Origin of the sequence: Ideonella flava, from assembly GCF_051857595.1 — a bacterium.
Taxonomy (GTDB): domain Bacteria; phylum Pseudomonadota; class Gammaproteobacteria; order Burkholderiales; family Burkholderiaceae_C; genus Ideonella.
Map to the genome: position 1 here is coordinate 149,374 of NZ_JBPZHD010000006.1, position 23,826 is coordinate 173,199.

The window sequence follows — 23,826 nt, forward strand, 5'->3', positions numbered from 1 at the left end:
CCATCGGGGCGAGCCGGGCAGCAGCCGAGGCCGGCGGCCCGGCGGTCGGCCATGCGAGGTCGCTTGATGCGATGTCGGACCTCGTGTGGCCGATCCGATGGCTTGAATCCGTTCAGCGCTCCAGGAAGCGCTGCGCATCCAGCGCCGCCATGCAGCCCGTGCCCGCCGAGGTGATGGCCTGGCGATAGACGTGGTCCTGCACGTCGCCGGCGGCGAACACGCCGGGCACGCTGGTCATGGTGGCGAAGCCCTCATGGCCGCCGCGGGTGAGGAGGTAGCCGTCCTTCATCTCCAGCTGGCCCTTGAAGATGCCGGTGTTCGGCTCGTGGCCGATGGCGATGAAGCAACCCTTGAGCGCCAGCTCGGTCTTCGGGCCGCCGTTCACGTCGGCCAGCCGTACGCCGGTGACGCCGCTCTGGTCGCCCAGCACCTCGTCCAGTGTCTTGTGCAGGTGCAGCTCGATCTTGCCGGCGGCGACCTTGTCCATCAGCTTGTCGATCATGATGGGCTCGGCGCGGAACTTGTCGCGCCGGTGGACCAGGTGCACCTTGTCGGCGATGTTGGACAGGTACAGCGCCTCCTCGACCGCGGTGTTGCCGCCGCCCACCACCGCGACCGTGTCGCCGCGGTAGAAGAAGCCGTCGCAGGTGGCGCAGCCGCTGACGCCGCGGCCCATGAAGGCCTCTTCCGACGGCAGGCCCAGGTACTTGGCCGAGGCGCCGGTGGCGATGATCAGCGCGTCGCAGGTGTAGCTGCCGGAGTCGCCCTTGAGCTTGAACGGACGCGTGGACAGGTCGACCTCGTTGACGTGATCGAACACCATCCGGGTCTGGAAGCGCTCGGCATGCTGCAGGAAGCGTTGCATCAGCTCGGGCCCTTGCACGCCCATCACGTCGGCCGGCCAGTTGTCGACTTCGGTGGTGGTCATCAGCTGGCCGCCCTGGGCCAGGCCGGTGACGAGCAGGGGCTTCAAGTTGGCGCGGGCCGCATAGATGGCCGCGGTGTATCCGGCCGGGCCGGAGCCGAGGATCAGGACCTGGGCGTGGGTGGTCTGGTTGCTCATCGGGGGAGGCTCAAAGGTTGGCGTGATCGAGGCGGCGGGCGAAGAGCTCGGCCTTCTCGAAACCGATCGTGCGGGCGCTGGCGACCTCGGTGCCACGCGCATCGAAGAAGATCACCGCGGGCGGGCCGAAGAGGCTGAAGCGCTTCATCAGGGCCTTGGCTTCGGGGGTGTCGGAGGTCACGTCGGCCTGCAGCAGCAGCGCGCGCTCCAGCCGCGGCTGCACGGCCGGGTCGCGGAAGGTCAGGTGCTCCATCTCCTTGCAGGCCACGCACCAGTCGGCATAGACGTCCAGCACCACCGGCCGGCCGGCCGTGCGCAAGGCGTCGTCCAGCTGTTGCACCGTGGTGATGCGCTGGAAGCCCGGGCCTTCGGCGGTCGCGGCCGCGGCCGTGGAGACGACGCCACCGCCGGCACGCGCCAGGTGGCGCAGGGGCTGCACCACGCTGTCGCCGCCCGACAGCGCGCCGGCCATCAGGGCCACGCCCCACAGCGCAGCGACGCCACCGACACCGCGCCACAGGCGCCAGGTGCCGGCCTCGAAGGCGCCGAGCATGAGCACCGCGGCCAGCGCGCCGGCGCCCAGCACGAACATCAGCACCGGCGCCGGCAGCACCGGCGACACCAGCCACAGCGCGACCGCCAGCAGCATCAGGCCGAAGAAGGTCTTGACCTGTTCCATCCAGCGGCCGGCGCGCGGCAGCAGGCTGCCGGCCGACAGGCCCAGCAGCAGCAGCGGCACGCTCATGCCGGCGGCCAGGGCGAACAGGGCGGCGCCGCCCAGCAGCACGTCACGCGTCTGGCTGATGTAGAGCAGTGCGCCGGCCAGCGGCGCGGCCACGCAGGGGCCGACCAGCAGGGCCGACAGGCCGCCCATGGCGAACACCGCGAAATGGCGGCCGCCCGGCAACTGGTTGGAGGCGTTGTTGACGCGGTTCTGGATGAACGACGGCATCTGGAACTCCCACACGCCGAACATCGACAGCGAGAGCACGGCCAGCAGCGTCGCGAAGCTGCCCAGCACCCACGGGTTCTGCAGCGTGGCGGCGAAGCCCGAGCCGAGCAGGCCGGCGGCGACGCCGGCGGCGGTGTAGACCATCGCCATGCCCAGCGAGTAGGCCAGCGCGAGCGTGAAGCCGCGGCCGCGTGACACCGGCGCGCCCTGGCCGACGATGATCGACGACAGGATGGGCAGCATCGGCAGCACGCAAGGCGTGAACGACAGCAGCAGGCCGCCGAGCAGGAACATCGGCACCACCTTCAGCAGGCTGCCGGAGGACAGCACGCCCGTGTGGCTGGCGTCGTCGGAGGGCGTGTCCACCGTGACCGGAGCGGGCGCTGGGGCCGCGCTCGCGGCGGCGGGGGCGGCCTCGGGAGCGGGCGCGGCGAACATGTCGCTTGCCGGCTCCCACGACGCCGTCAAGGCGCCGTCGCCGTCACGTGCCAGCCGCACCGTGCCGTGTTGCGGCGGGTAGCACAGGCCGCGGTCCGCGCAGCCCTGGTAGCCCAGCGCCAGCGAAGCGGACTTGATGCCGCCAGGCAGCGGCTGGATGACCTCGACCGTGCCTTCCCACAGCGTCATGGTCTGGTTGAAGTTGGTGTCGAAGGTCTCGCGGCCGGGCGGCAGGGTCGGGGCCGGCAGCGCCAGCTCCGGATCGGCCTGCAGCCTGAAGCGCTCGCGGTAAAGGTGGTAGCCCGGAGCGATGGCCAGGGCGATGTGCAGGGCCTGGTCGTGGCCGATGCTGACGCGGGGCTTGAAGGCCTCGGCGGGGTCGAGGAAGGCGGGGTCATCGGCCGCACGCGCGGCGGGCAGCAGTGCAGCCGCCGCCAGCAGGCCGGCGGCGAGGCGCCGGGCCCAGGTGAACAACAGGGAGCTCATAAGGTGGGGACGAAATCGGGGTGGGCGGGAAGGGCGGGGGTGAAGGGAAGGATCTCGTGGGAGTCGATGCGGCCGGCGGCGTCGATGGCCAGGAAGGCCACGCCCTGGCCGCGCAGGAAGGACGCGCCATCCGGGCCGAGCAGCATCGCCACCGTGGCGAGCGCGCCGGCGGCGGCGCAGACCGGCGCGACCACGCTGACCGACTGCCAGTGCGTCACCGGCTGGCCGCTGCGCGGATCGAGGATGTGGCAGCAGCGCCGGCCCTCGGGGGTGATGAAGAAGCGCTCGTAGTCGCCGCTGGTGGCCAGCGCGCCGTCGCGCAACTCGACCGAGGCGCACAGCGCGCCCGGCTCGCGCGGATGCTGGATGCCGAAGCGCCACGGGCGGCCGTCGGTGCGCGGCCCGAGCACCCGCAGGTCGCCGCCCAGGTTGACGAAGCCGTGGCCGACGCCGGCCCGTGCAAGCACCGACTGTGCGCGGTCGGCGGCGTACTCCTTGCCGATGCCGCCGAAGTCCAGTTCCATGCCGGCCTCGGGCAACAGCAGCTGGCGCTCGTCCCGGACGACGCGGCGCCAGTCGACCAGCGGGCGCAGGGCTTCCAGCTCGCCTGCGCTGGCCACGCGGCCGCTGCGGAAGTCCCAGGCCTTGCGCAGCACGCCACTGGTCAGGTCGAACAGGCCGCCGCTGCTGCGGTGCAACTGGTCCGCGAAGCTCAGCAGGCCGGCGGTCTCGGCATCGATGGCCGTGGCCTGGCCGCGTCCCGCGGCGGCATTGATGCGCGAGACGACGCTGTCTTCGCGGTAGCGTGAGTACTTGGCCTCGATGCGCTGCACCTCGACCATGGCTTCATGGGCGGCGTGTCGCGCTCCGGCATCGTCGCCGGCGACGACGATCTCGCAGTGCGAAGCCATCGCGCCGAAGCGAAGGTGCCAGCCGTCGTGGTCGTGTGAGCCCACCGGATTCATGGCACGACGCTCAGAAGCTGCGCGAGACGCCCAGCTGCCACCAGCGGGCCGAGAAGGGCTCCAGGCCGGGCGAGCCGTCGCCGCCGAGGCGCCAGTCGCCGCGCTGCTCGTAGCGGGCGTAGCTCAGGTCCAGCTTCCATTGCCGGTTGATCTGCCAATCGACGCGCAGGCCGGCCGTGGCCGCGCCGAAGGCCGACAGCCGCTGGTCCGCCGAGTAGTTCGTCAGGCGGCTGAAGCCGGGCGGGAAGGGCGCGCCCAGCGTGGCGTCGTAGACCGGGTCGTAGTAGAAGCGGGCCGCGCGTTGCGTCGTGTAGCGCAGCATCGGCGTCACCGTCCAGCCCTCGGCCACGGGTTGCACCCAGGAGGCGTCCAGCGTGTTGGCGCGCACGCCCCAGCTGTCGTCGTACAGCCGCCAGCTGGTGCGCAGCGTGCTGCCCCAGCCTTCGAAGTGGTGGTTCCATCGCAGGAGGGCGGTGGTCTGACGGCGCTCGTCGGGCCGCGAGTCGGGGAACTTGTACGGGTCCGAGAAATAGCCCTTGCCGACGCTCAGGCCCAGGTTCAGTTGCACCAGGTCGACCGGCGTCCAGGCCTGCGTGACGCCGGCCATGAGCTGCCAGGTGCGGCGGCTCTTGTCGAGCGTCGGGTCGTTGGTCGAGCCGATGGCGTCGTCGCTGTAGGCCAGGCCGATGTTCCAGGTGCGGTTGTTGTCCTCGCTGGAGAGGCGCCACTCGCCCGAGAGGGCGTTCGAGCGGTAGTCGTGTTCGCTCGAGCTCGCCGCGCCGATGGACCAGGCCTGGCGCTCGGCGTAGTGGGTCAGCTTGACGTCGCCCGCGGTGCGCGAATCGTCCATCTTCGAAGCGCCCGAGACCGCGCTGTGATAGCGGGGCGAGGCGCCCGAGACGGCGTCGTTGACGGCCGAGCCTTCGAGCGACCAGTGCGCATCCAGCGGCACGAGGGCGTAGATCGACGGCGCATCGACCTTGACCCGTTCCAGGCCCGGTTGCCAGTCGCGGTAGTTCGACATCTTGACCGCCACCACGCCCTGCTCGGGCGCGGTCTCGGCGTGGGCCGCGGGCGCCATCACGCCGGGCAGCAGCAAGGCTGCGGCTAACACACCACCAAAAGAACGGCCTGCGCGCAGATCCGGCTCCACCGACGGAGCGCGCGCAGCGCCGCTCACTTCAAGTGGCGTGCGCGGATCCGGCTTTGCCGGTCCGCTGCGCGAGCCCCCTCGGGGGGCAGCCCCCGGAAGGGGGCGTGGGGGCTTAATTGCAACCACAACCGCCTCCGCCTACTCCGTAGCCGCCCGAGGCGTTTTCCTTGCTGTTGTAGATGTGCTGGTCGAAGCGGTCGGCCAGCGGGTCGCCGGCCATGGTCATCTCGGGCTTGGCGAGGGCGCGCTTTTCCCAGGCTTGCGGCGGCTGCATGGCGCAACCGGCCAGGGCCACGACGGCCAGCGCCGAGGCGAAGAGTCGGGTCGGAAACGAAGGGGTCATGTCGATCGTCCAGTCGTTCAGGAGGCGCCGAGCGCGGCGGCAATGCGCGCTTCGAGCGGGGCGGTGTCTTCGTCGCGGAAGCCGGCGTGGGTGGCGATGACCTTGCCGTCGGCGCCCAGCAGCACCGAGCTCGGCATGGCCTTGATGCCGAAGCGGCGGGCCGCTTCCGCGGTGGGGTCGAAGGCCAGCGTGAACTGCGCCGGCCACTGCGCGAGGAAGCGCTGCGCATCGGCCGGCTGGCTGTCGAGGTTGACCGCGACCACCCGCAGGCCCTTGGGCCCGAACTGCGACTGCATGCGGTTCATCCACGGGAAGGACTGCCGGCAGGGGCCGCACCACGAGGCCCAGAAGTCGATGTAGGTGGCGCGGGCCTTGCCGTCGAACAGCGGCACCGCGGCCTGGCCGGCGGCGCCGGGCACGCTGGTGATCGGCAGGGCCTGGCCGGCTTCGACCGCCATGGCGGAACGGGGCAGGGCGAGGGTGGCGGCAGCCAGGCCGGTGGCCTGGAGCAGCGCGCGACGGGAGATGCGGAAGCTCATGGTCATGCTCCTTGGAAGCAGTGGCGCAGTCAGGCCTTGCGGCGGTACCAGACGAGCAGGCCGGCCAGGGCGGCCATCAGGATCAGCAGCGGATCCGCGGCACCGGTGCCCGCCCCCAGCGTGCAGCCGCCACCGCCCTGGTTCGAGGGCTCTTCGCTGCTGCCTTGGCCGCTCAGGGCCACGGTGGCCGTGGCGCCGGGCATGTCGCCGGTGATGGTCAGCGTGGCCGTCTCGGTGCTGCTGGCGGCCGTGCCGGCCCAGCTGACGTCGACGGTGCAGCTGGCACCTGCAGCCAGGGCGATGGGCGCTGCACCGCAGCTGCCGGTGCTGCCCAGGCTGAAGCTGCTGTTGCTCAGCGTGAGCGCGGTGAGGTGCAGGTCGGCGGTGCCGGTGTTGGTGAAGGTCAGCGTCTGCGCGCCGGCGGTGCCGGTCGCCGGAGCGATGAAGGACAGCGACTCGGCCGACAGGCCCAGCGCCGGGGCCGCGGCGGCGACGCCGGTGCCCGACAGCGCGATCGCATCCGGCGTGCTGGCGTTGGTCGCGCTCACTGCGAGGCTGGCGCTGCGGGCGCCGGCGGCGCTGGGCGAGAAGCCCAGGACCAGCGTGCACTGCGCGCCGGCGGCGAGCTGCTGGCTGGCCGCGCAGGTGGAGCTGCCGTCCACGCGGAAGTCCGCGGCGTTGCTGCCGCTGACGGTGAACTCTCCCAGCGTGGCGGTGCCGCTGCCGGTGTTGGACAGGGTCAGCGTGTGCGTGGCCGCATCGTCACCGACGGTCGCGTTGCCGAAGGCCACGGCCGACGAGTCGGTCCATTGCAGGATGCCGGTGCTGGCCAGCACGCCGGTGCCCGACAGGCCCACGGTGTGCGGCGAGCCGCTGGCATTGCTGCTCACGCTCAGGTTGCCGCTGGCGGCGCCCGAGCCGGTGGGCGTGAAGACGACGCTGATCTTGCAGTTCGCGCCGGCGGCCAGGCTGCTGCCGCAGGCGTGGGTGGCGCTGAAGGGGCTGGCCGCCGAGATGTCGGTGATGCTCAGGGCCGCGCTGCCGCTGTTGGTCAGGGTGACGGTCTGAGCGGTCGAGCTGTTGCCGACCGTCACGCTGCCGAAGGACACGCTGGACGGCGACAGGCTGGCCTGCGGCGTGGCGACGGCCTGGCCGGTTCCACTGAGCGACACGGTGGCGTCGCCGTTGGAGGCGTCCGACTTCAGCGTCAGCGAGGCGCTGCGGCTGCCGGTCGCGCTGGGAGCGAAGCGCAACGTCAGCTTGCAGGAGCCGCCCGCGGCCACGGGCGTGCCGACGGCGCAGCCGCCGGTGGCGCTGTAATCCGCAGCGGCTGCGCCGCCGACGGTGATGGCGCTGAAGTTCAGCGCGGCGTTGCCGGTGTTGCTGACGGTCAGGGTCTTCGCGCCGCTGGTCGTGTTGACCGTCTGGTTGCCGAAGGCGAAGGTGCTCGCGTCGAGCGAGATGGTCGACTGCGTGGCCGCCGCGGCTCCGGTGCCGGACAGGGCGATCGGCACGGCGGTCGTCAGGCCGCTGTGCGTGATGCTCAGCGTGCCGCTGCGGGTGCCGGCGGCAGTGGGGGTGAAGGCGACGGTGATCGTGCAGCTGCTGCTGGCCGGCAGCGAGCTGCCGCAGGTGCCGCCGCTGCGGGCGAAGTCACCGCTGACGCTGGCCGCCAGGTTGCTCAATGCGGCGGTGCGGCTGGCGCGAACGGTGACCGTCTGCGTGGCGCTGGTCTGGCCGACGGTGGTCTGCGCGAAGCTCAGCGAGCTCGGCGCGTTGCCGAGGTAGGCGGCGATGTCCTCCAGGTCGGTGGTGGACAGCGACGACAGGCCGCCCATCATGCCGACGCTGCCGATCGCCGAGCGGATCATCGAGGGGCTGTTGCGGCCGCGATCGACCGTGGCGGTGGAGGCCACCGAGTGGCAGCCGGAGCAGTTCTGCGAGAACTTGCTGGAGCCGAGGACCGGGTCGGCGGCGTGGCCGGCGAGGGGCCAGGCCAGCAGGGCGGCCAGGCTCAGCGCCGGCCAGGGAGAGCGGGATGTCATGACTTGTCTTCTCCGTCGTGCGGTGGGTTGATCAGTGTGGGTAACCAGTTATCGGGCTGGACGGCAGTTCGGCCATCAAGGGCCATGGGCGGCCAGCCATGCGAAATTGAAGGCGGCATGCCAGGCGACGCAGGGGGTGATGCGGCCGCTGCGTGCGAACACGAGGCCCATCCACGCGGCGGGCAGTGCGGTGGCAGCGGCGCGCCAGGCATCGGCCGCGTCGCGGGCGAACAGCAAGTGAGCCAGGCCGAAAGCCAGGGCGCTGAGGGCTATGGCAGCACCAGCGCCGACGCGGCGTGCCAGCGGTGCCTGCAGGCCCCAGCGCCACACCACCTCTTCACACCACGGCGCCAGCCACAGAGAACGGATGGCGCTGCCTGCGGGCAGCAGCACGAGACCCGCGACCGCGATGCCGAGCCAGCACCCGAGCGCCAGGGCGTTCGGCGAAGACTCGGCAGGGCGGGGAATGCGGCAGGCGATCACGGGCGGTGGACTCGGCACTCGTTGCCACGCGTTCATCGCGCAGCTTCATTGCCATGTAGGTACCGCGCTCGCCGCAAACGGTTGTGGCCGGAGGCCGGCCAGAAGCAACTTGATGTTTTTTTGTGCGCTCTTCACGATCGCCCGTTCAGCGGCGCGCTTCAACAAGCTCAGACCTTCAACAAGCTCAGACCTTCGACAAGCTCAGGGTGAACGGAAAGAGGTGGGCCAGACGCATGACACTGAGCGGCCGTGACCCCACTCCCCGTTCGGCCTGAGCCTGTCGAAGGCTGGCGATGTGCCACCGGGCCTGGCCCTTCGACAAGCTCAGGGTGAACGGGAGAGAGTGGGCCTCGCCGTCCCTCAGCCGCAGCCGCAGTGGGAATCCAGTGCTTCGAGCACGCGGCAGGCGTTCAGCGGGGTCGAAGGCTGGCTCGTGGCCTGGTCGCGCAGCAGCTTCTCGATGCGCGGGCCGTCGAGCGAGGGCTGGCGTTGCAGCATCAGGGCGGCCAGGCCGCTGATGTGCGCGGCGGCCATCGAAGTGCCGGTGGCGAAGTCGTAGCGGCCGCCGGGCATCAGGGTGAGCACTTCGCGGCCCGGGGCGGCCACCGGGCCGGCGCTGGGGGTTCCCAGATCCTGCACCGCGATCACGCCCGGCACGCCGAGCGGGAAGCCGTCGCGCGCCCCGCCGGGCGGCACGGCGCCGACGACCACGATGCCGCGTGAAAGGGCCACGCGCAAAAGCTTGGTCAGCAGCTCGTCCGCCGGCCCGCCGAGGCTCAGGTTGACGACCTGGGCGCCGCGGTCGATGGCGGAGGCGAGGGCTTGCGAAAGAGTGAACGAGTTGCAGGTCGCCGTGCCGTCGTTGCGCTCCCAGCAGGCCTTGAGCGCAAGCAGCTTGGCACCCGGGGCGATGCCGACGATGCCGGTCGCGTTGCCGGGCTGGGCGGCGATCAGGCCGGCCACTTCGGTGCCGTGGTGATCGCGCTGGAAGCGCGCCGCGTCATGGTCCACGAAGTTCGCCGTGTCGGCCGGCACGCCGGCGAGGTCGGGGTGGTCGGTCTCCACGCCGGTGTCGATGACAGCCACTCGCACGCCGTCGCCGCGCGCGCAGCGGTGGGCCTGGGCAATGCCGAAGCCGACCAGGCCGCGTTGCAGCGGAAAGTAGGGGTCGTTGTAGGGCTGCTCGCCCGAGGCCTTGCCGGCGGACGAAGGCGCGATGGCGGCGGCGACAGTGGCGCCCGGCGCGCCGAGCGTGCCGAACTCCTGCAGTGGCTGCGCCAGCGCCACGCGCGAGTCGCGCGCCAGGGCGGCCAGCACCTCGTCCCGCGAGGCGCCCTCGGGGATCAGGAAGGTCGCGCAGTGAAGGCCCAGCGAACGGATGGGCCAGGAATCCAGGGGCTTCAGGCCGTGGGCGCGGGCCACTTCTTCCATCAGGACTTCCGCCCGGACGCCCGCCACATAACCCGGCTTCTTGCTGTACAGGCCGGGCGTGCTGCCGGACGACAGGGGCAGCTCGCCCACGGTGTTGGCCACTGCAATGACCACCACGCGGCCGGCTTCGCCGGACGGCGCGCCTCCCACCAGCGGCGCAGGCGCGGCGCCCGCGGTGGCGGACGCCGACGGTGTCGCCGTGTGGCCGCATCCGCCCAGGGCGGCCGCCAGCGCGGCGGCCAGCGCCAGCACGGCGATGCGATGCAGCGGCTTCACCTGGCAGCCACCGGTCCGGTCGCTTCGGCGAAGGCCACGGCGGGCGAACGACGCAGTTCGCTGGCCACCGCGTCGAGTTCGCGGGCGGTCAGGGGGGCGGTCGGGTTGAGCGTGAACACGCCGGCTTCGGTGGGGCCGCTGACGATGGCCAGGCCATGCGTGACCAGCAGGGCCTGCAGCTCGCCGATCGGCTGCCCGGCGTGGAAGACGACGCGCAGGCCGGTCGTGGACGGCGTGGCGGAGGCGGGTGCCTGGGTGAGCGTCTGGTAGCCGCCGGCGGGGGCTTCGGCCGGCGCGTGGCCGTGGACCCACCAGACCGCGGCCATCGCGACGAGCGCCAGCTGCACGGCGCCGAGCACGGTCGCAGTGGACAGGCGGATGGTGGCGGCCCGGCCACTGCCGCCGGAGGCGATCCGTGGCTGCCGCGGTGCGCGCACCGACTCGGCATGGTCGATCCGCTGCATCAGGCGAGCCATGCCTTGCGACATGTCGGGGCCGCTCATGCTGGGCAGGGCCATGGCGGCGGTCAGGCGCTGCTCACGGGCCAACTCGGCGCGGCAGTCGGCACATTCGGCCAGGTGGGATTCGGCGCGGCGGCGCTGGGCGGCGTCGGCGCGGCCGTTGGCCAGCCAGGGCAGCAGGGCCCAGGTTTCCTGGTGCAGGCGGTTTTCAGTAGTTTTCATCGTTCGATCCTTCGGCCTGGGCGAGCTCCGGCTCGCCGGCCAGCTCGGGCAGCAGGTTTCGCAGCTTGACGCGGGCATGGAACAGGCGCGCCTTGGCGGTGCCGACGGGGCACTCCATGATCGCGGCGGTCTCTTCCAGCGTGTGGCCCTGGCCGTACACCAGCTCCACCGTCAGGCGCTGGTCGGGCGGCAGCCGGGCCAGGCCCTTGGCCAGCCAGTCGCGCGTCTCGCGATCGGCCCGCGGGTCGGTGACCAGCAGGTTTTCCAGTTCGCTGTCGTCGCTGGCGCCTCGCCAGCACGGGTCGTCCTGGTCGCGCAGGGCCTTCATCGCCACGCGGTAGGCGATGCCCATGATCCAGGTCGAGACGCGGGCGTCGCCGCGGTAATCGGCGGCACGCTGCCAGACGACCCACAGCGTGTCGTTGATGACCTCCTCGATCAGCGCCTCGTGCCGCGTCACGCGGCCGAGAAAGCGCACCAGCCGGGGCTGGTATTCGCGGTACAGCGCGGCCAGCGCGGCCCGGTCCTGCGATTCGGCGATGCGCCGCAGCCACGTCTGTTCTGACGTGGCGGGCGTGCCTGGCGGCGGGCGGCGAAAGGGATTGAACATCGGGCGAACGCGTGAAGAGGGCGACAGCTGTGATCGGTCAGTACCCGGCGCGCATGAGGAAGGTTGAGCGCCGGTGTGAATAAAGTCGCGCCGGACTCAGAAGTTGTACAGGCCGGTCAGCACCCAGCGGTCGCGCGCGATGTCGCCGTAGATGAAACGGGCCTGCGAAGAGACCCACACCCGGTCGAGCAGCAGCTTCGCGCCGCCCAGGCCCGACCAGCCGCCGCCGGCCTGGCCGTAGAGATAGCCCTCGCCGGCGCCGTACATCCTGCGGCCCAGGCCGGCCCCGAGGTGGAAGCCGCGCTGCAGCGGATAGCGGCCATTGAGCTCCAGCGAGCGGCTGACGACGATGGGCCCGTAGTGCTGGTTGCAGCCCGGGCCGCGGCGGGTCTCGGCCGACCAGCTGAGCACCCATCGGTCGGTATCGGCCAGGCTGGCCCCCACTTCGTTGTAGCACCAGGCCTGCAGCGCATCCGACTCCGGATAGCTCAGATGCCGGAACTGGCCCAGCAGCGTCCAGCGGCCGTCGAAGGTGGTCTCGTAGCCTGCACGAATGTTCAGCGCCGACGTGTCCTTGCCATCCTGCGTCTCGAGGTGGCCGACGAGGCCGCCCACCGACCAGCCGCCGGTCGAATAGGCATCGGCGCTCGCGAAGACCGCCGCGGTGCCGCTGCGGGTCAGCGGGATGCCCCGCATCAGCCAGGCCGAACTCACGCCGACGTTGATGCTGGTGTCCACGGTCTGCGCCTCGGCCTGTGCGACGCAGGTCGCGCTCAGCGTGGCGGTCAGCAGGATTCGACGGAGCAGATCGGGACGGTACGACATCGGGGCGCTGGGCAGGCGAAGGCCATTCTAGGAATCGAGCCCCTCACCAGCCGAGGTTATCGGCTGCGTGGGCTGAGCGCCTGATCAGAAAGTCCCCGTAGTGCGCTCACTTGCGGCGCGGTGGCCGCAGCGCGTGGTCGGGCGTGCTGAGGTGGCCGGCGCGCAGCAGCGAGACGGCTCGGGCCAAGGCCTGGGCGACCACGCGCACCTCGTCCTGCAGGTCGTGGTCTTCGTCCAGCGTTTCGTGGCTGGTGGCATAGGGCTGGTAGTAGCCGATCATGCGGTCCAGCCGGGCCTGGGGGCCGGCGTCGACGAGGCCCATCCAGTCCAGCCAGTCGCACAGGGATCGCCGCACGCCCTCGATGCCCGCGACGTCGCCGTGCACCACGACGCCATAGCAGCGGCCGGCCAGGTGCTTGGGGTAGGGCCAGCCGTCGAGCTCGAGCTGCTTGGCGCGCTCCGGATCCTTGCCGTGGGTGCTGGTCGGGTCGGGGTTGCCGCCGTCGGCGCAGACGAGGCGGTCCATCATCAGCTTCAGCGGGCTGGTGACCTGGTACCAGTACACCGGCGTCAGCAGCACGATGCCGTGCGCGCTGACCCAGCGCTCGTAGATCTCGGCCATCCAGTCGTTGGTCTGGCCCAGGGCATGGTTGGGATAGCAGCTGCAGGGCCAGTGGCACAGCGGCATGGCGGTCGACACGCAGCCCTTGCACGGGTGGATGTGGCGCGCGTAATCGGAGGTGAGATGGCTCAGGTCCAGCAGGTCGGTGACGATGCCTTCGTTGGCCAGCGCCTGGCGCGCGATCTCGGCGAGGCGAAAGGTCTTGGACATCTCGCCAGGGCAGGTCCCGTCGTTGCGGGAGGCGCAGGCGACGAGCAGGGCGCGCGAAGGCGTCGCAGGGTCGGCCCAGCGCTGCTGCGCCTGTTGCAGCCGGTCTCGGGTCTGGAGCCATTCTTCCGACAGCTCGTAGTGCGGATCCGCGAAGCCAGCGCCCGCCGGGCGGGTGCGCGGCGCCTTGCGCGACTTCGCATAGCCTTGCCAGGCGATCTCCTCGACGCGCTCCAGCGCCGGCCGCTCCGCCTCGAAGGCCGGGTCCGCGAAGCGCTGGCGAAAGCGCTCGCCGAAGGCCTGGCGATCCAGCATCCCCGGTGCCTGGCCCTTTCTCACGCTGATCTTCGACATCGCAGGCTCCGTGGTGTGTGCCCCCACGCCCCTTGCCAGGGGCTGCCCCCGGGCCCGCCACGGGCCCCTCCAGGGTCCTGGGGCTCGCGCCGCCGGACCGGCAAAACCGGATCCGCGCACGCCCTGGAAAAGGCCGGCGCGTGGCGCGGCCGAAAGGGGGCAAAAGGCGAGCCCGCGGCGGTGGGACCGTGGGGGCTACCAATCCTTGGGGCTGACGCGGTAGTAGCGGGACAGTTCGCCGTACAGCTCGGGGTGCGCTTCGGCCATCGCCTGCGGCTGCTCGATGAAGACTTCGGAAGCCACCGCGAAGAATTCCGCCGGTTCGCTGGCGGCGTAGGCGGACAGCAGCGTCGGCTCGCCGCGCGCGAGCTGCTCCCGCAGGCGGCGGTACTCGGCGCTCATCACCGCGGCCCAGCGTGCGTAGCGGGCCCGCTCGCCGAGGAAGGGCGCGCCGGTGGCGCGGCCGCGCTCCTGGTCGAGCTGGTGGGCGAACTCGTGGATCACGAGGTTCTGGCCGTCCGTCGGGTCGGCCGCGCCGGCCAGCACGTCGGGCCAGGAGAGGATGACCTGCCCCTGCACCCACGACTCGCCGCTGCGCGCCTCGCGGCGTTCGTGCTGCACGCCGCCGGCGCCGCCCTCGCGCCGGTCGACCCAGTAGGCCGAGGGGTAGAGCAGCACTTGCCGCAGGTTCGGGAAGTACTCGCTCGGCCGGTTGAGGATCAGCAGGCAGGCCTGCGCGGCCACCAGCACCCGCATCTCCTCGGTCACTTCGAGGCCGTTGCAGCCGATGAAGGGTTTCTCGGCCAGGAAGACCTGCATGTGGCGCTTGAGCTGCAGCTGCAGGTCGGCCGGCAGCCGCCGCAGCAAGGGCATGCGCCGGCGCAGGATGGTGCGCCACGCGGCCGGGAAGGGCAGGCTGGCGACGCGGCGGCGGCGCCAGGCGCGCCACGTTCGCGGGCCCGACAGGCCGCCCAGCAGCACGGCCAGGAAGAGCGTGCCGCCGAGCAGCAGCGACAGGGCATCGATCGAAACGGGCACTCAGGGCTTTCGTGACGAGAGGCTGAAGCTCCCAGCTGGGTCCGCCGCCGCCGCTTTCAATGGTTATGCTCGGCCGAATCCCATGTTTGAAACCGAGCTGAAGTTCCAGGTGCCGGCCGAGCATGCCGCCGCGGTGCGTGCGGCCATGGCCCGCGCGGTGCCGCGCCGCCAGCGGCTGCGCGCCCTTTACATGGACACGCCCGACGGCGCGCTCGCGCGAGCCGGCATCGCGCTGCGCGTCCGGCAGGAGGGCCCGCGCTGGGTGCAGACGCTCAAGGCCAGGGGCGCTCACGCGGCCGAGCGTCACGAGCACAACGTCGCGCTGCCGCGACCGGCGCGAGGAGCGGGGCCGCCGTTGGCAGTGCCTGCGCGACACGCCGGCACGCCGGCGGCCGAGGCCTGGGAGCAGGCGCTGGGCGTGGCTATCGAGGCGTTCGATGCCTCGCGCCTGCAGCCGGTCATGGAGACGGACATCCTGCGGCGCGCGCTGCGTGTCGCCGACCGCGAGGGCGGCGTGGTCGAGCTGGCCTTCGACGAAGGCGAGATCCGCGCCGGCGGCTCGGTGGCCCGCGTTTGCGAGCTGGAGTACGAGCTGGTCGAAGGTTCGCTGGCCGATCTGGTGCGGCAGGCGGCCACCGGCATCTCGTGGCACGGCCTGTGGTTCGACACGGTGTCGAAGGCGGAGCGCGGCGACTTGCTGGCCCGCCAGCTCGATTGGGCCGAGCCGGTGCGCTTCGCGCCGTCGGCGCTGCCCCGGCACCCCGACGGCCGGGCGCTGTGGCGCGCCGGCCTGGCCAGCGCGGTGGCGATGGTCCTGCCGAATGCCAGCGCCGTAGCCGCGGGCAGCCCCATGGCCGAGCATGTCCACCAGCTGCGCGTGGGCATCCGGCGGCTGCGCACGGTCGTGCAGGAGCTGGGGCCGCTGGTGGCACTGCAAAGTCCTCCGAACTGGTTGCCGCCGCTGGTCGAGCTGTTCCGGGCGCTGGGCGCCGGCCGCGACGAGGCGGCCCTGTGGGCGAGCCTGGCGCCGCGCCTGGAATCGGCCGGTGCCCCGGCCGTCGACTGGCGCCTGGGAGACGAGCCCCTAGCGGCCGCATCGCCGGCCGCGCTGGTGCGGGCCGAGCCGGTGCAGCAGGCGCTGCTGGCCCTGCTGGTGGAAAGCCAGGACAGCGCGCCCGGCTTGTCGCCGCACCAGGCGCGCCGTCATGCAGGGGACCGGCTGGACCGGCTGCACCGCCAGGCCGCCCGCGCCGGCCGCGATTTCGAGAAGCTGCCGGAAAGCGCCCAGCACCAGGCCCGCAAGCGCATCAAGCGCCTGCGCTACCTCGTCGACATCGTGGGGCCGCTGTTCGGGCATGCCAAGGCGACGAAGCGCTACCTGCGCACGCTCGCCGCCGCGCAAGATGCGCTGGGCGAGCACCAGGACCTGCTCACTGCCTTGCCGCTGTACCGCAGCGCCGCCACGCGCCAGCCCGAGGCCTGGTTCGCGTGTGGCTGGCTGGTCTCTCAGCAGCAGGTCGCCGCCGCCCGTTGCGGCGGCGCGTTGCGCGCGGTGGGCCGCTCCAGGCGCTTCTGGTAGGCGCGGCTTCCTGGGGGGATGGCTCCACCCGTTCGGGGGATGCGGAGGCCTGCACGCGGCGCGCAAGATCCGCGCGGTCCGATGGCACATGAATGCCGGCGGACCCCGCGGCTCCTTGCCGACCTGCATCGGGCCGACCGGCCGGAGTCGTCATCGACGAGACCGGCCCACCCCAGCGTCGATCAAGGAGTACCCATGAACAGACTGCTACTGGCGGCCGCAGCCGCCGCCGCCATGCTGCTGGCCCCCGCCGCCCGCGCCGGCAGCGGCCCCGAGACCGAGGACGGCGCGCGCAGTGCGCTGGAGGCCGCTATCAGCGGCCACACCGACCGGCTGATCCTCAAGTACAGATCCGGCACCGCGGCGTTCGCGCACGCCGACAGCCAGGCCATGGCTCTCGCCCACGAGGCCGCCAACCGGGCCGGCGTGCAGATGCGCTACCTGCGCTCGAACGCCTTCGGCGCGCACGTCATGAAGCTCGACCACCTGCTGGCGGCGAGCGAGGCGCGCGCGCTGGCGAAGGCCGTGGCCGATGCCGATGGGGACGTGGAGTACGCCGAGCCCGACCGGCGCCTGCACGTTCTCTTCACCCCCAACGACACGAGCTACAACCTTCAGTGGCACTACTACGAGGCCACCGGGGGCCTGAACACCCCGCCGGCCTGGGACAAGTCCACCGGCACCGGCGTGGTCGTCTCGGTGATCGACACCGGCTACCGGCCGCATGCCGACCTGGCCGCCAACATCGTCGGCGGCTATGACTTCATCGGCGACACCTTCGTCGCCAACGATGGCAACGGACGCGATTCCAGCGCGCTGGATCCGGGCGACTGGGTGGCGGCCAATGAATGCGGCGGCACTCACGCGGCACAGAACTCCAGCTGGCACGGCACCCACGTGGCCGGCACGATCGCGGCCGTCACGAACAACGCGAGTGGAGTTGCCGGCGTGGCCTTCAACGCCAAGGTCGTCCCCGCACGGGTCTTGGGCAAGTGCGGCGGCTACACCTCCGACATCGCCGACGCCATCACCTGGGCCTCGGGCGGCTCGGTCAGCGGCGTGCCCACCAACGCCAATCCGGCGCGGGTCATCAACATGTCGCTGGGCGGCAGCGGCAGCTGCGATTCGACCACCCAGGCGGCCATCAACGGCGCGCGTGGCCGTGGCACGGTGGTCGTCGTGGCGGCTGGCAACTCCAACGCCAATGCCGCGAACTTCACGCCCGCCAATTGCGCGGGGGTCGTCACCGTGGCGGCGGTCGGCCGCACGGGGGCCAGGGCCTACTACTCGAACTACGGTTCGGTGGTCGACGTGGCGGCCCCGGGCGGCGACATGAGCGGCGGCACAGCCAATGGCGTGTATTCGACCCTCAACGCCGGCACCACCTCGCCGGGCGCGGATTCGTACGCCTACTACCAGGGCACCTCGATGGCCACGCCGCACGTGGTCGGCGTGGTGGCCCTCATGCTGGCCAAGAACAGCGCGCTCACGCCTGACCAGGTCGAGTCGATGCTGAAGTCGACCGCGCGCGCCTTCCCGGGCAACTGCGCGCAATGCGGCGCTGGCATCGTCAACGCCAGTGCCGCGGTGGACGCGGCAGCCGGTGGCGGCGGAGGCGGCGGCAACGTGACCGAGACCGAGCCGAACGACTCGATCTCCGCGGCGCAGGTCATCACCCTGAACCCGGCAACCGTGGCCGGCACCATGGGCTCGTCGACCGACAACGACTACTTCAGGCTCACCGTCGCCGCGGGCAAGACCCTCACTTCGAAGCTGACCCCCAACGCCAGCTCGGACTACGACCTGTACCTGTACAACTCTTCCGGCACGCGGCTGGCGTACAGCATCAACGGCACCGGCCAGGTCGACCAGATCACGCGCACCAACACCAGCGGCTCGGCCGTCACCTGGTACGTGCGGGTGGTGTACTACTCGGGCGGCACGGGAGCGACGAACGGGAAGTACACGCTGGTCGAGTCGCAGTAACGCACTTGAACCGCCATGTCGGCAACCGGCACGACTCGCGCCGGTTGCCAACAACGTGATACAGGGCCGCCAGATACATTGGAGGGTCGCGAGGCCGGTGACGGTCGCGGCGATGAAGGGAAGGTGGACGTGAACGGCAACACGAACAAGAACGGCCGGACGCCGACGCGCTGGGGCATAGGCATCGTCGGCCTCGGCGTGATGGGATGGAGAATGGCGCAGGCGCTGGGCGATCACCCCGCGTTCCGTGTCGTGGCGGCTTGCGATCCCGCGCCCGAGGCGGCATCCCGGGGCCTGGCCATGCTCGACAGCGCCGAAGCCGTGGTCGGTCACCCCGAGGTGGACTGCGTCTACATCGCCTCGCCGCCCGCGTGGCACCGGCCGCACGTCGAGATGGCCGCGGCGGCCGGCAAGGCGGTCCTGTGCGAGAAGCCCCTGGCCGCGTCGATCGAGGATGCCGAAGGCTGCTGCCGCGCGCTGCAAGCCGCCGGCGTGCGGGCCGGCGTCAACTTTCCGTTCGCCACGTCGCATGCCGCGAGGCAGATGCGACGGCTGGTGGCCGATCACGCGCTCGGCCGCATCGAGCGGGCCGATCTCACGCTGCGTTTCGCCCGCTGGCCGCGCGCCTGGCAGGCGGATGCCGCCGGCTGGCTCGCCGCTGCGCAGCAGGGCGGCTTCACGCGCGAGGTGGTGTCGCACTTCCTGTTCCTCGCCGCCCGGCTTTTCGGCCGCGGCGAGGTCGAATCGGTGGCGCTCGAACGCGGCCCGGCCGGGGCCGAGCTGAAGCTGGCGGCCCGGCTGCGCTTCGGCGGACACACGCCGCTGTCGATCGACGCCCAGGTGGCGGGCAGCATCGACGACTACAACCGCTTCGAGCTGATCGGCGAAGAAGGCACGGCCGCCCTCACCGACTGGCAGCGGCTCGACTACCGCGGCCATCTCTCCGAACGCGTCAACTCCATGCCGAACCAGCTCGAAGGCCTTCGCCGCCTGCTGGCCGGCGAGCCCGACCACGGCCTGGCCACGCCCGAGGAGGCGGCCGAGGTGGTCCGGCTGGTGGAGCGCATCCTCGCCACCGCGCCGGTGGCCTTGTCATGAACCGAACCGGATCTTCCATGTCCCGTACTGCATTGCTCGTGATCGACATCCAGCGCGGCGCCTTCGACGGTGTCCGCTGTCCGCCCCTGGCCTCGCCCGAGCGCCTCGTGCGCCACGCCGGCCGGCTGCTGCAGGCCGCTCGTGAAGGTGGCCACCACGTCGTCTTCGTTCGCCACTGCGACGAGCCCGGCGCGGCCTTCGAGGACGGCACGCCGCACGGCGAGCTGCACGAGTCGCTGGTGCCCGCCGCCGCCGACATCGTGCTGAAGAAGCAGCAGTCCAGTGCCTTCGACGGCACCGACCTGCAAAAGCAGCTCCAGGACCGCGAGGTCGCCGGCCTGGTGCTGTGCGGGCTGCAAAGCGAGTTCTGCGTCTCCAACACCGCCCGCTCGGCGCTGGCGCTGGGCTATCGCGTGCAGGTCGCCAGCGACGGCCACGGCACCTGGCCGTCCGATGGCCGCAGCGCCGACGAGATCAGCGCCGAGGTGAATCGGCAGCTGGCCGAGGCCGGTGCCGAGCTGGCCGGCACCGACGTGCTGGCCGCCCGGTTGGTCGAGCCCCGCTGAACGGCCGGGGTACGCGGATGGGGCAAGATCGATCCATGCATGTCGCCGATCTCCCCGCGGGTGCCGAGACGCCCGCCGCCCTGTTCGAGCGGGCCGGCGTGCGCCAGGTCGAGTGCCTGTTTCCCGACATGACCGGCTACCCGCGCGGCAAGCTCATGCCTGCGTCCGCCTTCCTCGCGGGGCAGGAGCTGCGCATCGCGCAGGCCATTGCGATGCAGGCCGTGACCGGCGAGTACTCCGATCACCCGATCTTCCCGGAGGACGATCCGGACGTGCGGCTGGTGCCTGACCTCGCCACTGTGCGCCTCGCGCCCTGGGCCCCGCGCGAGCAGCCGCGCGCGCTGGCCATCCACGACTTCGTCGAACTGGACGGCCGGCCCTGCGTCCTGGCCCCGCGCTCGCTGCTGAAGGCCGTGCTGGCCCGCTATGCCGAGCGCGGCCTCACGCCGGTGGTGGCGCCCGAGATCGAGTTCTACCTCTGTGCGCCCTGCACCGATCCGAACGAGCCGCTGCAGGCGCCCGTCGGCCGCCTCGGCCGGCGCGAGGTGGGCCAGTCGGCCTTCAGCCTGAACATGCTCGACGAGCTGGCGCCGTTCTGGACGGCCTTCCAGCAGGCCCTGCAGACGTTGGGCATCCGTGCCGACACCTGGATCCACGAGGTGGGCCGCTCGCAGTTCGAGATCAACCTCTGGCACGGCAACGCGCTGGCGGTGGCCGACCAGGCCTTCCTCTTCAAGCATGCGGCTCGCGAGACGGCGATTGCGCACGGCATGAACGCCGTCTTCCTGGCCAAGCCGATCGCCGGCCAGGCGGGCAGCTCGATGCACCTGCATGTCAGCCTGGTCGATGGCGAGGGCGCGAACGTCTTCAGCGCGGGCGACGGCAGCGAGCATCCGCGCTTCCAGCAATTCATCGGCGGCCTGCAGGCCTACCTGCCCGACCTGATGCTGCTGCTGGCGCCGCACGTCAACTCCTACCGCCGCTTCGTGCGTGGCAGCCAGGCGCCCATCCACCTCGGCTGGGGCCACGACAACCGCAGCGCGGGCCTGCGGGTGCCCGTCAGCGGACCGGCGGCACGCCGCATCGAGCAGCGCGTGGCGGGCTCCGACGCCAACCCTTACCTCGCCATCGCCGCCACCCTGGCCGCGGGCCTGGCTGGCCTGGACGAGGGCCTGGCGGCGAGTGCACCCCTCGAGGCCAACGGCCACGGCCACGCGCACACGCTGCCGCGCACCGCGCGCGAGGCCTGGCAAGTGCTGGCCGAAAGCGCCAGCGCGCGGCGCTTGCTCGGCGAAGACTTCGTCACCGGCTTCGTGGCCGCGAAAGAGGTCGAGCTGGACGACCACGACCGCGAGATCAGCGCCTGGGAGCGGCGCTACCTGTTGCCGCAGGTGTGAAAACCTGCCCGGAACTTCGGGCAAGTGGCGGCGCTCGCCAGCGATGGATCGCAGAATCTTCAGGGCTTCAGTGCCGCCGCCAGCTCCACCTTGGCCGCCTCGACGAAGGCCCGCGTGCGTGCCGGCAGCAGCCGGGCGTGCGGCAGCACCAGCTGCACCGGTTGCGGCGGTGGCTGGAAGCTGCGGAGCACCGGGCGCAGGCGGCCGGCGGCGACGGCCTCGCGCACCTGGTAGGACAGGAACAGCCCGATGCCGGCGCCCTCTTCGCAAGCCCGCAAGGCCGCGCCGGGGTGGTTGAAACGCAGCCGGCCCTGCACCGGCACGCGCAGGCGCCGCCCGCCGTGGGCCAGCAGCCAGTCGGCCTCTCGTTCGCCGCTGTAGCTGATGCACTCGAATCCGCGCAGCGCAGCGGGCTCGCGCGGCGTGCCGTGGCGCTCGAGCCAGGCGGGGCTGGCCACGATCAGCGGTCGCACCTCGCCCAGCGGCACCGCGACCAGCGACGAATCGGCCAGCTCGCCGATGCGCACGCCGACGTCCACACCCTCCTCGACCAGGTTCACGTAGCGGTCGAGCAGCAGCAACTCGGCAGTGACCTGGGGATGGCTCATCGTGAAGCGGGCCAGCAGGGCCGCCACGTGCATCTGGCCGAACAGGACAGGCGCGGTGACGGTGAGATGGCCGCGGCATTCGCCGCCTTCGGCCTGCAGCTCGGCATCGGCCTCGGCCAGCAACCCGAGCGCGTCGCGGCATCGCGCGAGGTAGGCGCGGCCCTCGGCGGTGAGGCTCACGCGGCGGGTGGTGCGCTGGAACAGGCGGGTGCCGAGGTGGGCCTCCAGCGCGGCGAGCTGGCGCACGACCGAGGGCAGCGACATGCCGAGTGCGCCCGCCGCGGCCGTCAGGCTGCCGAGCTCGGCGATGCGGATGAAGGTCTGCAGGCTCTTGAGCTTGTCCATGCCGGCGAGTGTAGGGATTGCTGCGCTGGACGCAGCAAACCACTGCCAAGGACGGTATTGATTCACCCGTCGCCGGGCTCGAAGATGGCGTCTGCATCCGGAGACCGCCCGATGAGCACCCACACCGCCCTCGTCGCCTGGCACCGCGCCGAGCAGGAGGCCTTCACCGACCAGCGCTACAGCCGCCGCCACGACTGGCGTTTCGATGGCGGGGCGCAGGTCGTGGCCTCGTCTTCTCCCTCCGTCGTGCCGCTGCCGATGTCCGACCCGGCCGGCGTGGACCCGGAGGAGGCCTTCGTCGCCTCGTTGTCGAGCTGCCACCTGTTGTGGTTCCTCTCGCTGGCCGCCGGCGACGGCTGGACCGTCGACCACTACGAGGACGAGGCCGAGGGCCACATGGGCCGCGACGCCCAGGGCCGCATCGTGATGAAGACGGTCACGCTGCGGCCGCTGTGCCGCTTCGCCGGCGAGAAGCGGCCCACGCCAGCCGAGCTGCAGGCGCTGCACCATCGAGCGCACGAGGCCTGCTTCCTCGCGAACTCGGTGCGGTGCGAAGTGCGCTGCGAGCCGCGGGGGTGACGCTCAGCGCGGCACCAGGCGGAACGCCGAGAAGCGCGGACCGCCGTCCCACCCCATGGTCCAGCCGGTGGCCGCGATCACGCCGCCGTCGTTGATGCCGGCCGCATCGACCAGCGTGTAGCGATGGGCGACGTCGTTCACGCACGGCTCGCGCAACAGGCTGTTGAGATCGACCGGCGCCTGGTCGAGCCCTCGCCACAACACCGCCCGCGCGGTGCTGCCCTCGGCGGCGCTGCTGCCGACCACGAGGTTGGAGGCGTTGATGGCGCGCGCCTGGCTGGTGACGTGGCCCGGCAGCGTGCCCAGGTCCAGTGGCACGTCGGCCACCCAGGCCACGGCATGGAACTGGTAGAGCGCGCCGCCCTCGTAGTTGCTGCGGCCCACGATGGTGCCGGCCTGGTTCAGGCCGTAGGCCGACGAATGGGCGCCCGTGGGCAGGGTGCCGAGGTCGTGGATGACCCGATCGCTGTCCCAGCGCACCGCGTGCCAGTTGTGTTGGTCGTCGAGGTCGCTGTCGCCGGCGATGGTGCCGGCGTCGTTGATCGCGCGAGCGATGCTGGCGCGCTGCGGCCGGCTGGCCCGGGGGCCAAGCGCACCGAGGTCGAACAGCTTGTCGCCGCGCCAGAGCACGGCGTGCGAAGGCAGGGCGTTGTCGCCCTGGCTGCTGCTGCCCACGATGTGGTTGTGTGCGTTGATGCCATGGGCCTCCCCGCGCAGGCTGCCGGGCAACGTGGGCAGCTCCTGGATCACGCCGCCCTTCCAGCGCACGGGGCGGGTGTCGAGCAGTTCATTGCGGCCGCTGCCCACGATCACGCCCTGGGCGTTGATGCCGTAGGCCCGCGAGCCGAGGCCCTGGTCGGGGACCAGGTCGCCCAGGTCGGTCACGGCGGTCTTCTTCCAGCGCGCCGCACGGGGCCCGAGCGCGTTCGCGCTGCCGAGGCCGACGATGGTGCCTTCGCCGTTGATCCCTTCAGGCCAGGAGAAATCCTCGGCACCGGCGTCTGCCAGGTAGACGCAGCGATAGCTCGGCCGCTCGGCCCACGCCGGCAGGGCAGCGCACAGGCCGAGGAGCAGTGCGCACAGGGTTGGACGGGTCGTCGTCATGGCATCCTCCGTGATCCAGGGGTGACAGTGGGCGTCGGGGCGACGCCGCGG

Annotated in this window: 22 protein-coding genes; 6 read left to right on the top strand and 16 right to left on the bottom strand. The window is 71.7% G+C overall.

Going from position 1 to position 23,826, the window contains the following annotated elements; all coding sequences use genetic code 11:
* Positions 1–112: 112 nt before the first annotated feature.
* The 14 genes from trxB to ACS5PM_RS14590 form a co-directional block, all read right to left on the bottom strand.
* Entirely contained in the window at positions 113–1,063 is a 951-nt protein-coding gene (gene trxB / locus ACS5PM_RS14525; RefSeq protein ID WP_439388357.1) for a thioredoxin-disulfide reductase, read from the bottom strand.
* Positions 1,064–1,073: 10 nt separating this feature from the next.
* Positions 1,074–2,939, bottom strand: a complete 1,866-nt coding sequence (gene dsbD / locus ACS5PM_RS14530; RefSeq protein WP_439388358.1) for a protein-disulfide reductase DsbD — start codon at positions 2,937–2,939, stop codon at positions 1,074–1,076.
* Positions 2,936–3,904 (bottom strand): FAD:protein FMN transferase, encoded by a 969-nt coding sequence (locus ACS5PM_RS14535; RefSeq protein WP_439388359.1) that lies wholly within the window; start codon positions 3,902–3,904, stop codon positions 2,936–2,938. Before ACS5PM_RS14535 ends, dsbD begins: the two co-directional genes overlap by 4 nt.
* A gap of 10 nt (positions 3,905–3,914) precedes the next feature.
* The gene (locus tag ACS5PM_RS14540; RefSeq protein WP_439388360.1) at positions 3,915–5,003 is read right to left on the bottom strand and encodes a DUF3570 domain-containing protein; all 1,089 of its coding nucleotides are present in this window, start codon (positions 5,001–5,003) and stop codon (positions 3,915–3,917) included.
* A gap of 166 nt (positions 5,004–5,169) precedes the next feature.
* Positions 5,170–5,400, bottom strand: a complete 231-nt coding sequence (locus ACS5PM_RS14545; protein ID WP_439388361.1) for a DUF4266 domain-containing protein — start codon at positions 5,398–5,400, stop codon at positions 5,170–5,172.
* A gap of 17 nt (positions 5,401–5,417) precedes the next feature.
* Positions 5,418–5,939 (bottom strand): TlpA family protein disulfide reductase, encoded by a 522-nt coding sequence (locus tag ACS5PM_RS14550; protein WP_439388362.1) that lies wholly within the window; start codon positions 5,937–5,939, stop codon positions 5,418–5,420.
* Between the two features lie 29 nt (positions 5,940–5,968).
* Complete coding sequence (locus tag ACS5PM_RS14555; protein WP_439388363.1) at positions 5,969–7,984, bottom strand: choice-of-anchor D domain-containing protein; 2,016 nt, start codon at positions 7,982–7,984, stop codon at positions 5,969–5,971.
* 75 nt (positions 7,985–8,059) lie between these two features.
* A complete protein-coding gene (locus ACS5PM_RS14560; RefSeq protein ID WP_439388364.1) occupies positions 8,060–8,503 on the bottom strand; it encodes a CPBP family intramembrane glutamic endopeptidase in 444 nt (147 codons plus the stop codon).
* Positions 8,504–8,827: 324 nt separating this feature from the next.
* The gene (locus ACS5PM_RS14565) at positions 8,828–10,174 is read right to left on the bottom strand and encodes a S8 family peptidase (RefSeq protein ID WP_439388365.1); all 1,347 of its coding nucleotides are present in this window, start codon (positions 10,172–10,174) and stop codon (positions 8,828–8,830) included.
* The gene (locus tag ACS5PM_RS14570) at positions 10,171–10,857 is read right to left on the bottom strand and encodes a zf-HC2 domain-containing protein (RefSeq protein WP_439388366.1); all 687 of its coding nucleotides are present in this window, start codon (positions 10,855–10,857) and stop codon (positions 10,171–10,173) included. The genes ACS5PM_RS14565 and ACS5PM_RS14570 overlap by 4 nt, the downstream gene beginning before the upstream one ends.
* Positions 10,844–11,467, bottom strand: coding sequence for an RNA polymerase sigma factor (locus tag ACS5PM_RS14575; RefSeq protein WP_439388367.1), 624 nt, complete (start codon positions 11,465–11,467; stop codon positions 10,844–10,846). The genes ACS5PM_RS14570 and ACS5PM_RS14575 overlap by 14 nt, the downstream gene beginning before the upstream one ends.
* Before the next feature lie 96 nt (positions 11,468–11,563).
* Entirely contained in the window at positions 11,564–12,292 is a 729-nt protein-coding gene (locus ACS5PM_RS14580; RefSeq protein WP_439388368.1) for a TorF family putative porin, read from the bottom strand.
* A gap of 106 nt (positions 12,293–12,398) precedes the next feature.
* Positions 12,399–13,475 (bottom strand): flavodoxin family protein, encoded by a 1,077-nt coding sequence (locus ACS5PM_RS14585; protein WP_439388369.1) that lies wholly within the window; start codon positions 13,473–13,475, stop codon positions 12,399–12,401.
* A gap of 195 nt (positions 13,476–13,670) precedes the next feature.
* Positions 13,671–14,513: a M90 family metallopeptidase gene (locus tag ACS5PM_RS14590; RefSeq protein WP_439388370.1), complete on the bottom strand. Its 843-nt coding sequence runs from the start codon at positions 14,511–14,513 to the stop codon at positions 13,671–13,673.
* Positions 14,514–14,595: 82 nt separating this feature from the next.
* Here ACS5PM_RS14590 and ACS5PM_RS14595 point away from each other — a divergent pair, with 82 nt between their 5' ends.
* The 5 genes from ACS5PM_RS14595 to ACS5PM_RS14615 all read left to right on the top strand — a co-directional run bounded on the left by ACS5PM_RS14595 (position 14,596) and on the right by ACS5PM_RS14615 (position 21,139).
* Positions 14,596–16,092: a CYTH and CHAD domain-containing protein gene (locus tag ACS5PM_RS14595; protein WP_439388371.1), complete on the top strand. Its 1,497-nt coding sequence runs from the start codon at positions 14,596–14,598 to the stop codon at positions 16,090–16,092.
* Between the two features lie 195 nt (positions 16,093–16,287).
* Positions 16,288–18,078: a S8 family peptidase gene (locus ACS5PM_RS14600; protein WP_439388372.1), complete on the top strand. Its 1,791-nt coding sequence runs from the start codon at positions 16,288–16,290 to the stop codon at positions 18,076–18,078.
* A gap of 129 nt (positions 18,079–18,207) precedes the next feature.
* Positions 18,208–19,176 carry a Gfo/Idh/MocA family protein gene (locus ACS5PM_RS14605; RefSeq protein WP_439388373.1) on the top strand — a complete coding sequence of 323 codons (969 nt, stop codon included), beginning with the start codon at positions 18,208–18,210 and terminating at the stop codon, positions 19,174–19,176.
* A gap of 17 nt (positions 19,177–19,193) precedes the next feature.
* Positions 19,194–19,742 (top strand): cysteine hydrolase family protein, encoded by a 549-nt coding sequence (locus tag ACS5PM_RS14610; RefSeq protein WP_439388374.1) that lies wholly within the window; start codon positions 19,194–19,196, stop codon positions 19,740–19,742.
* 35 nt (positions 19,743–19,777) lie between these two features.
* Positions 19,778–21,139, top strand: a complete 1,362-nt coding sequence (locus ACS5PM_RS14615) for a glutamine synthetase family protein (protein ID WP_439388375.1) — start codon at positions 19,778–19,780, stop codon at positions 21,137–21,139.
* A gap of 59 nt (positions 21,140–21,198) precedes the next feature.
* Here ACS5PM_RS14615 and ACS5PM_RS14620 read toward each other — a convergent pair whose 3' ends face one another.
* Positions 21,199–22,092: a LysR family transcriptional regulator gene (locus ACS5PM_RS14620; RefSeq protein ID WP_439388376.1), complete on the bottom strand. Its 894-nt coding sequence runs from the start codon at positions 22,090–22,092 to the stop codon at positions 21,199–21,201.
* Between the two features lie 111 nt (positions 22,093–22,203).
* Between ACS5PM_RS14620 and ACS5PM_RS14625 the strand changes: the two genes are divergently transcribed.
* Complete coding sequence (locus ACS5PM_RS14625) at positions 22,204–22,671, top strand: OsmC family protein (RefSeq protein WP_439388377.1); 468 nt, start codon at positions 22,204–22,206, stop codon at positions 22,669–22,671.
* Positions 22,672–22,674: 3 nt separating this feature from the next.
* Here ACS5PM_RS14625 and ACS5PM_RS14630 read toward each other — a convergent pair whose 3' ends face one another.
* Complete coding sequence (locus ACS5PM_RS14630) at positions 22,675–23,775, bottom strand: hypothetical protein (protein WP_439388378.1); 1,101 nt, start codon at positions 23,773–23,775, stop codon at positions 22,675–22,677.
* Between the last annotated feature and the right edge of the window lie 51 nt (positions 23,776–23,826).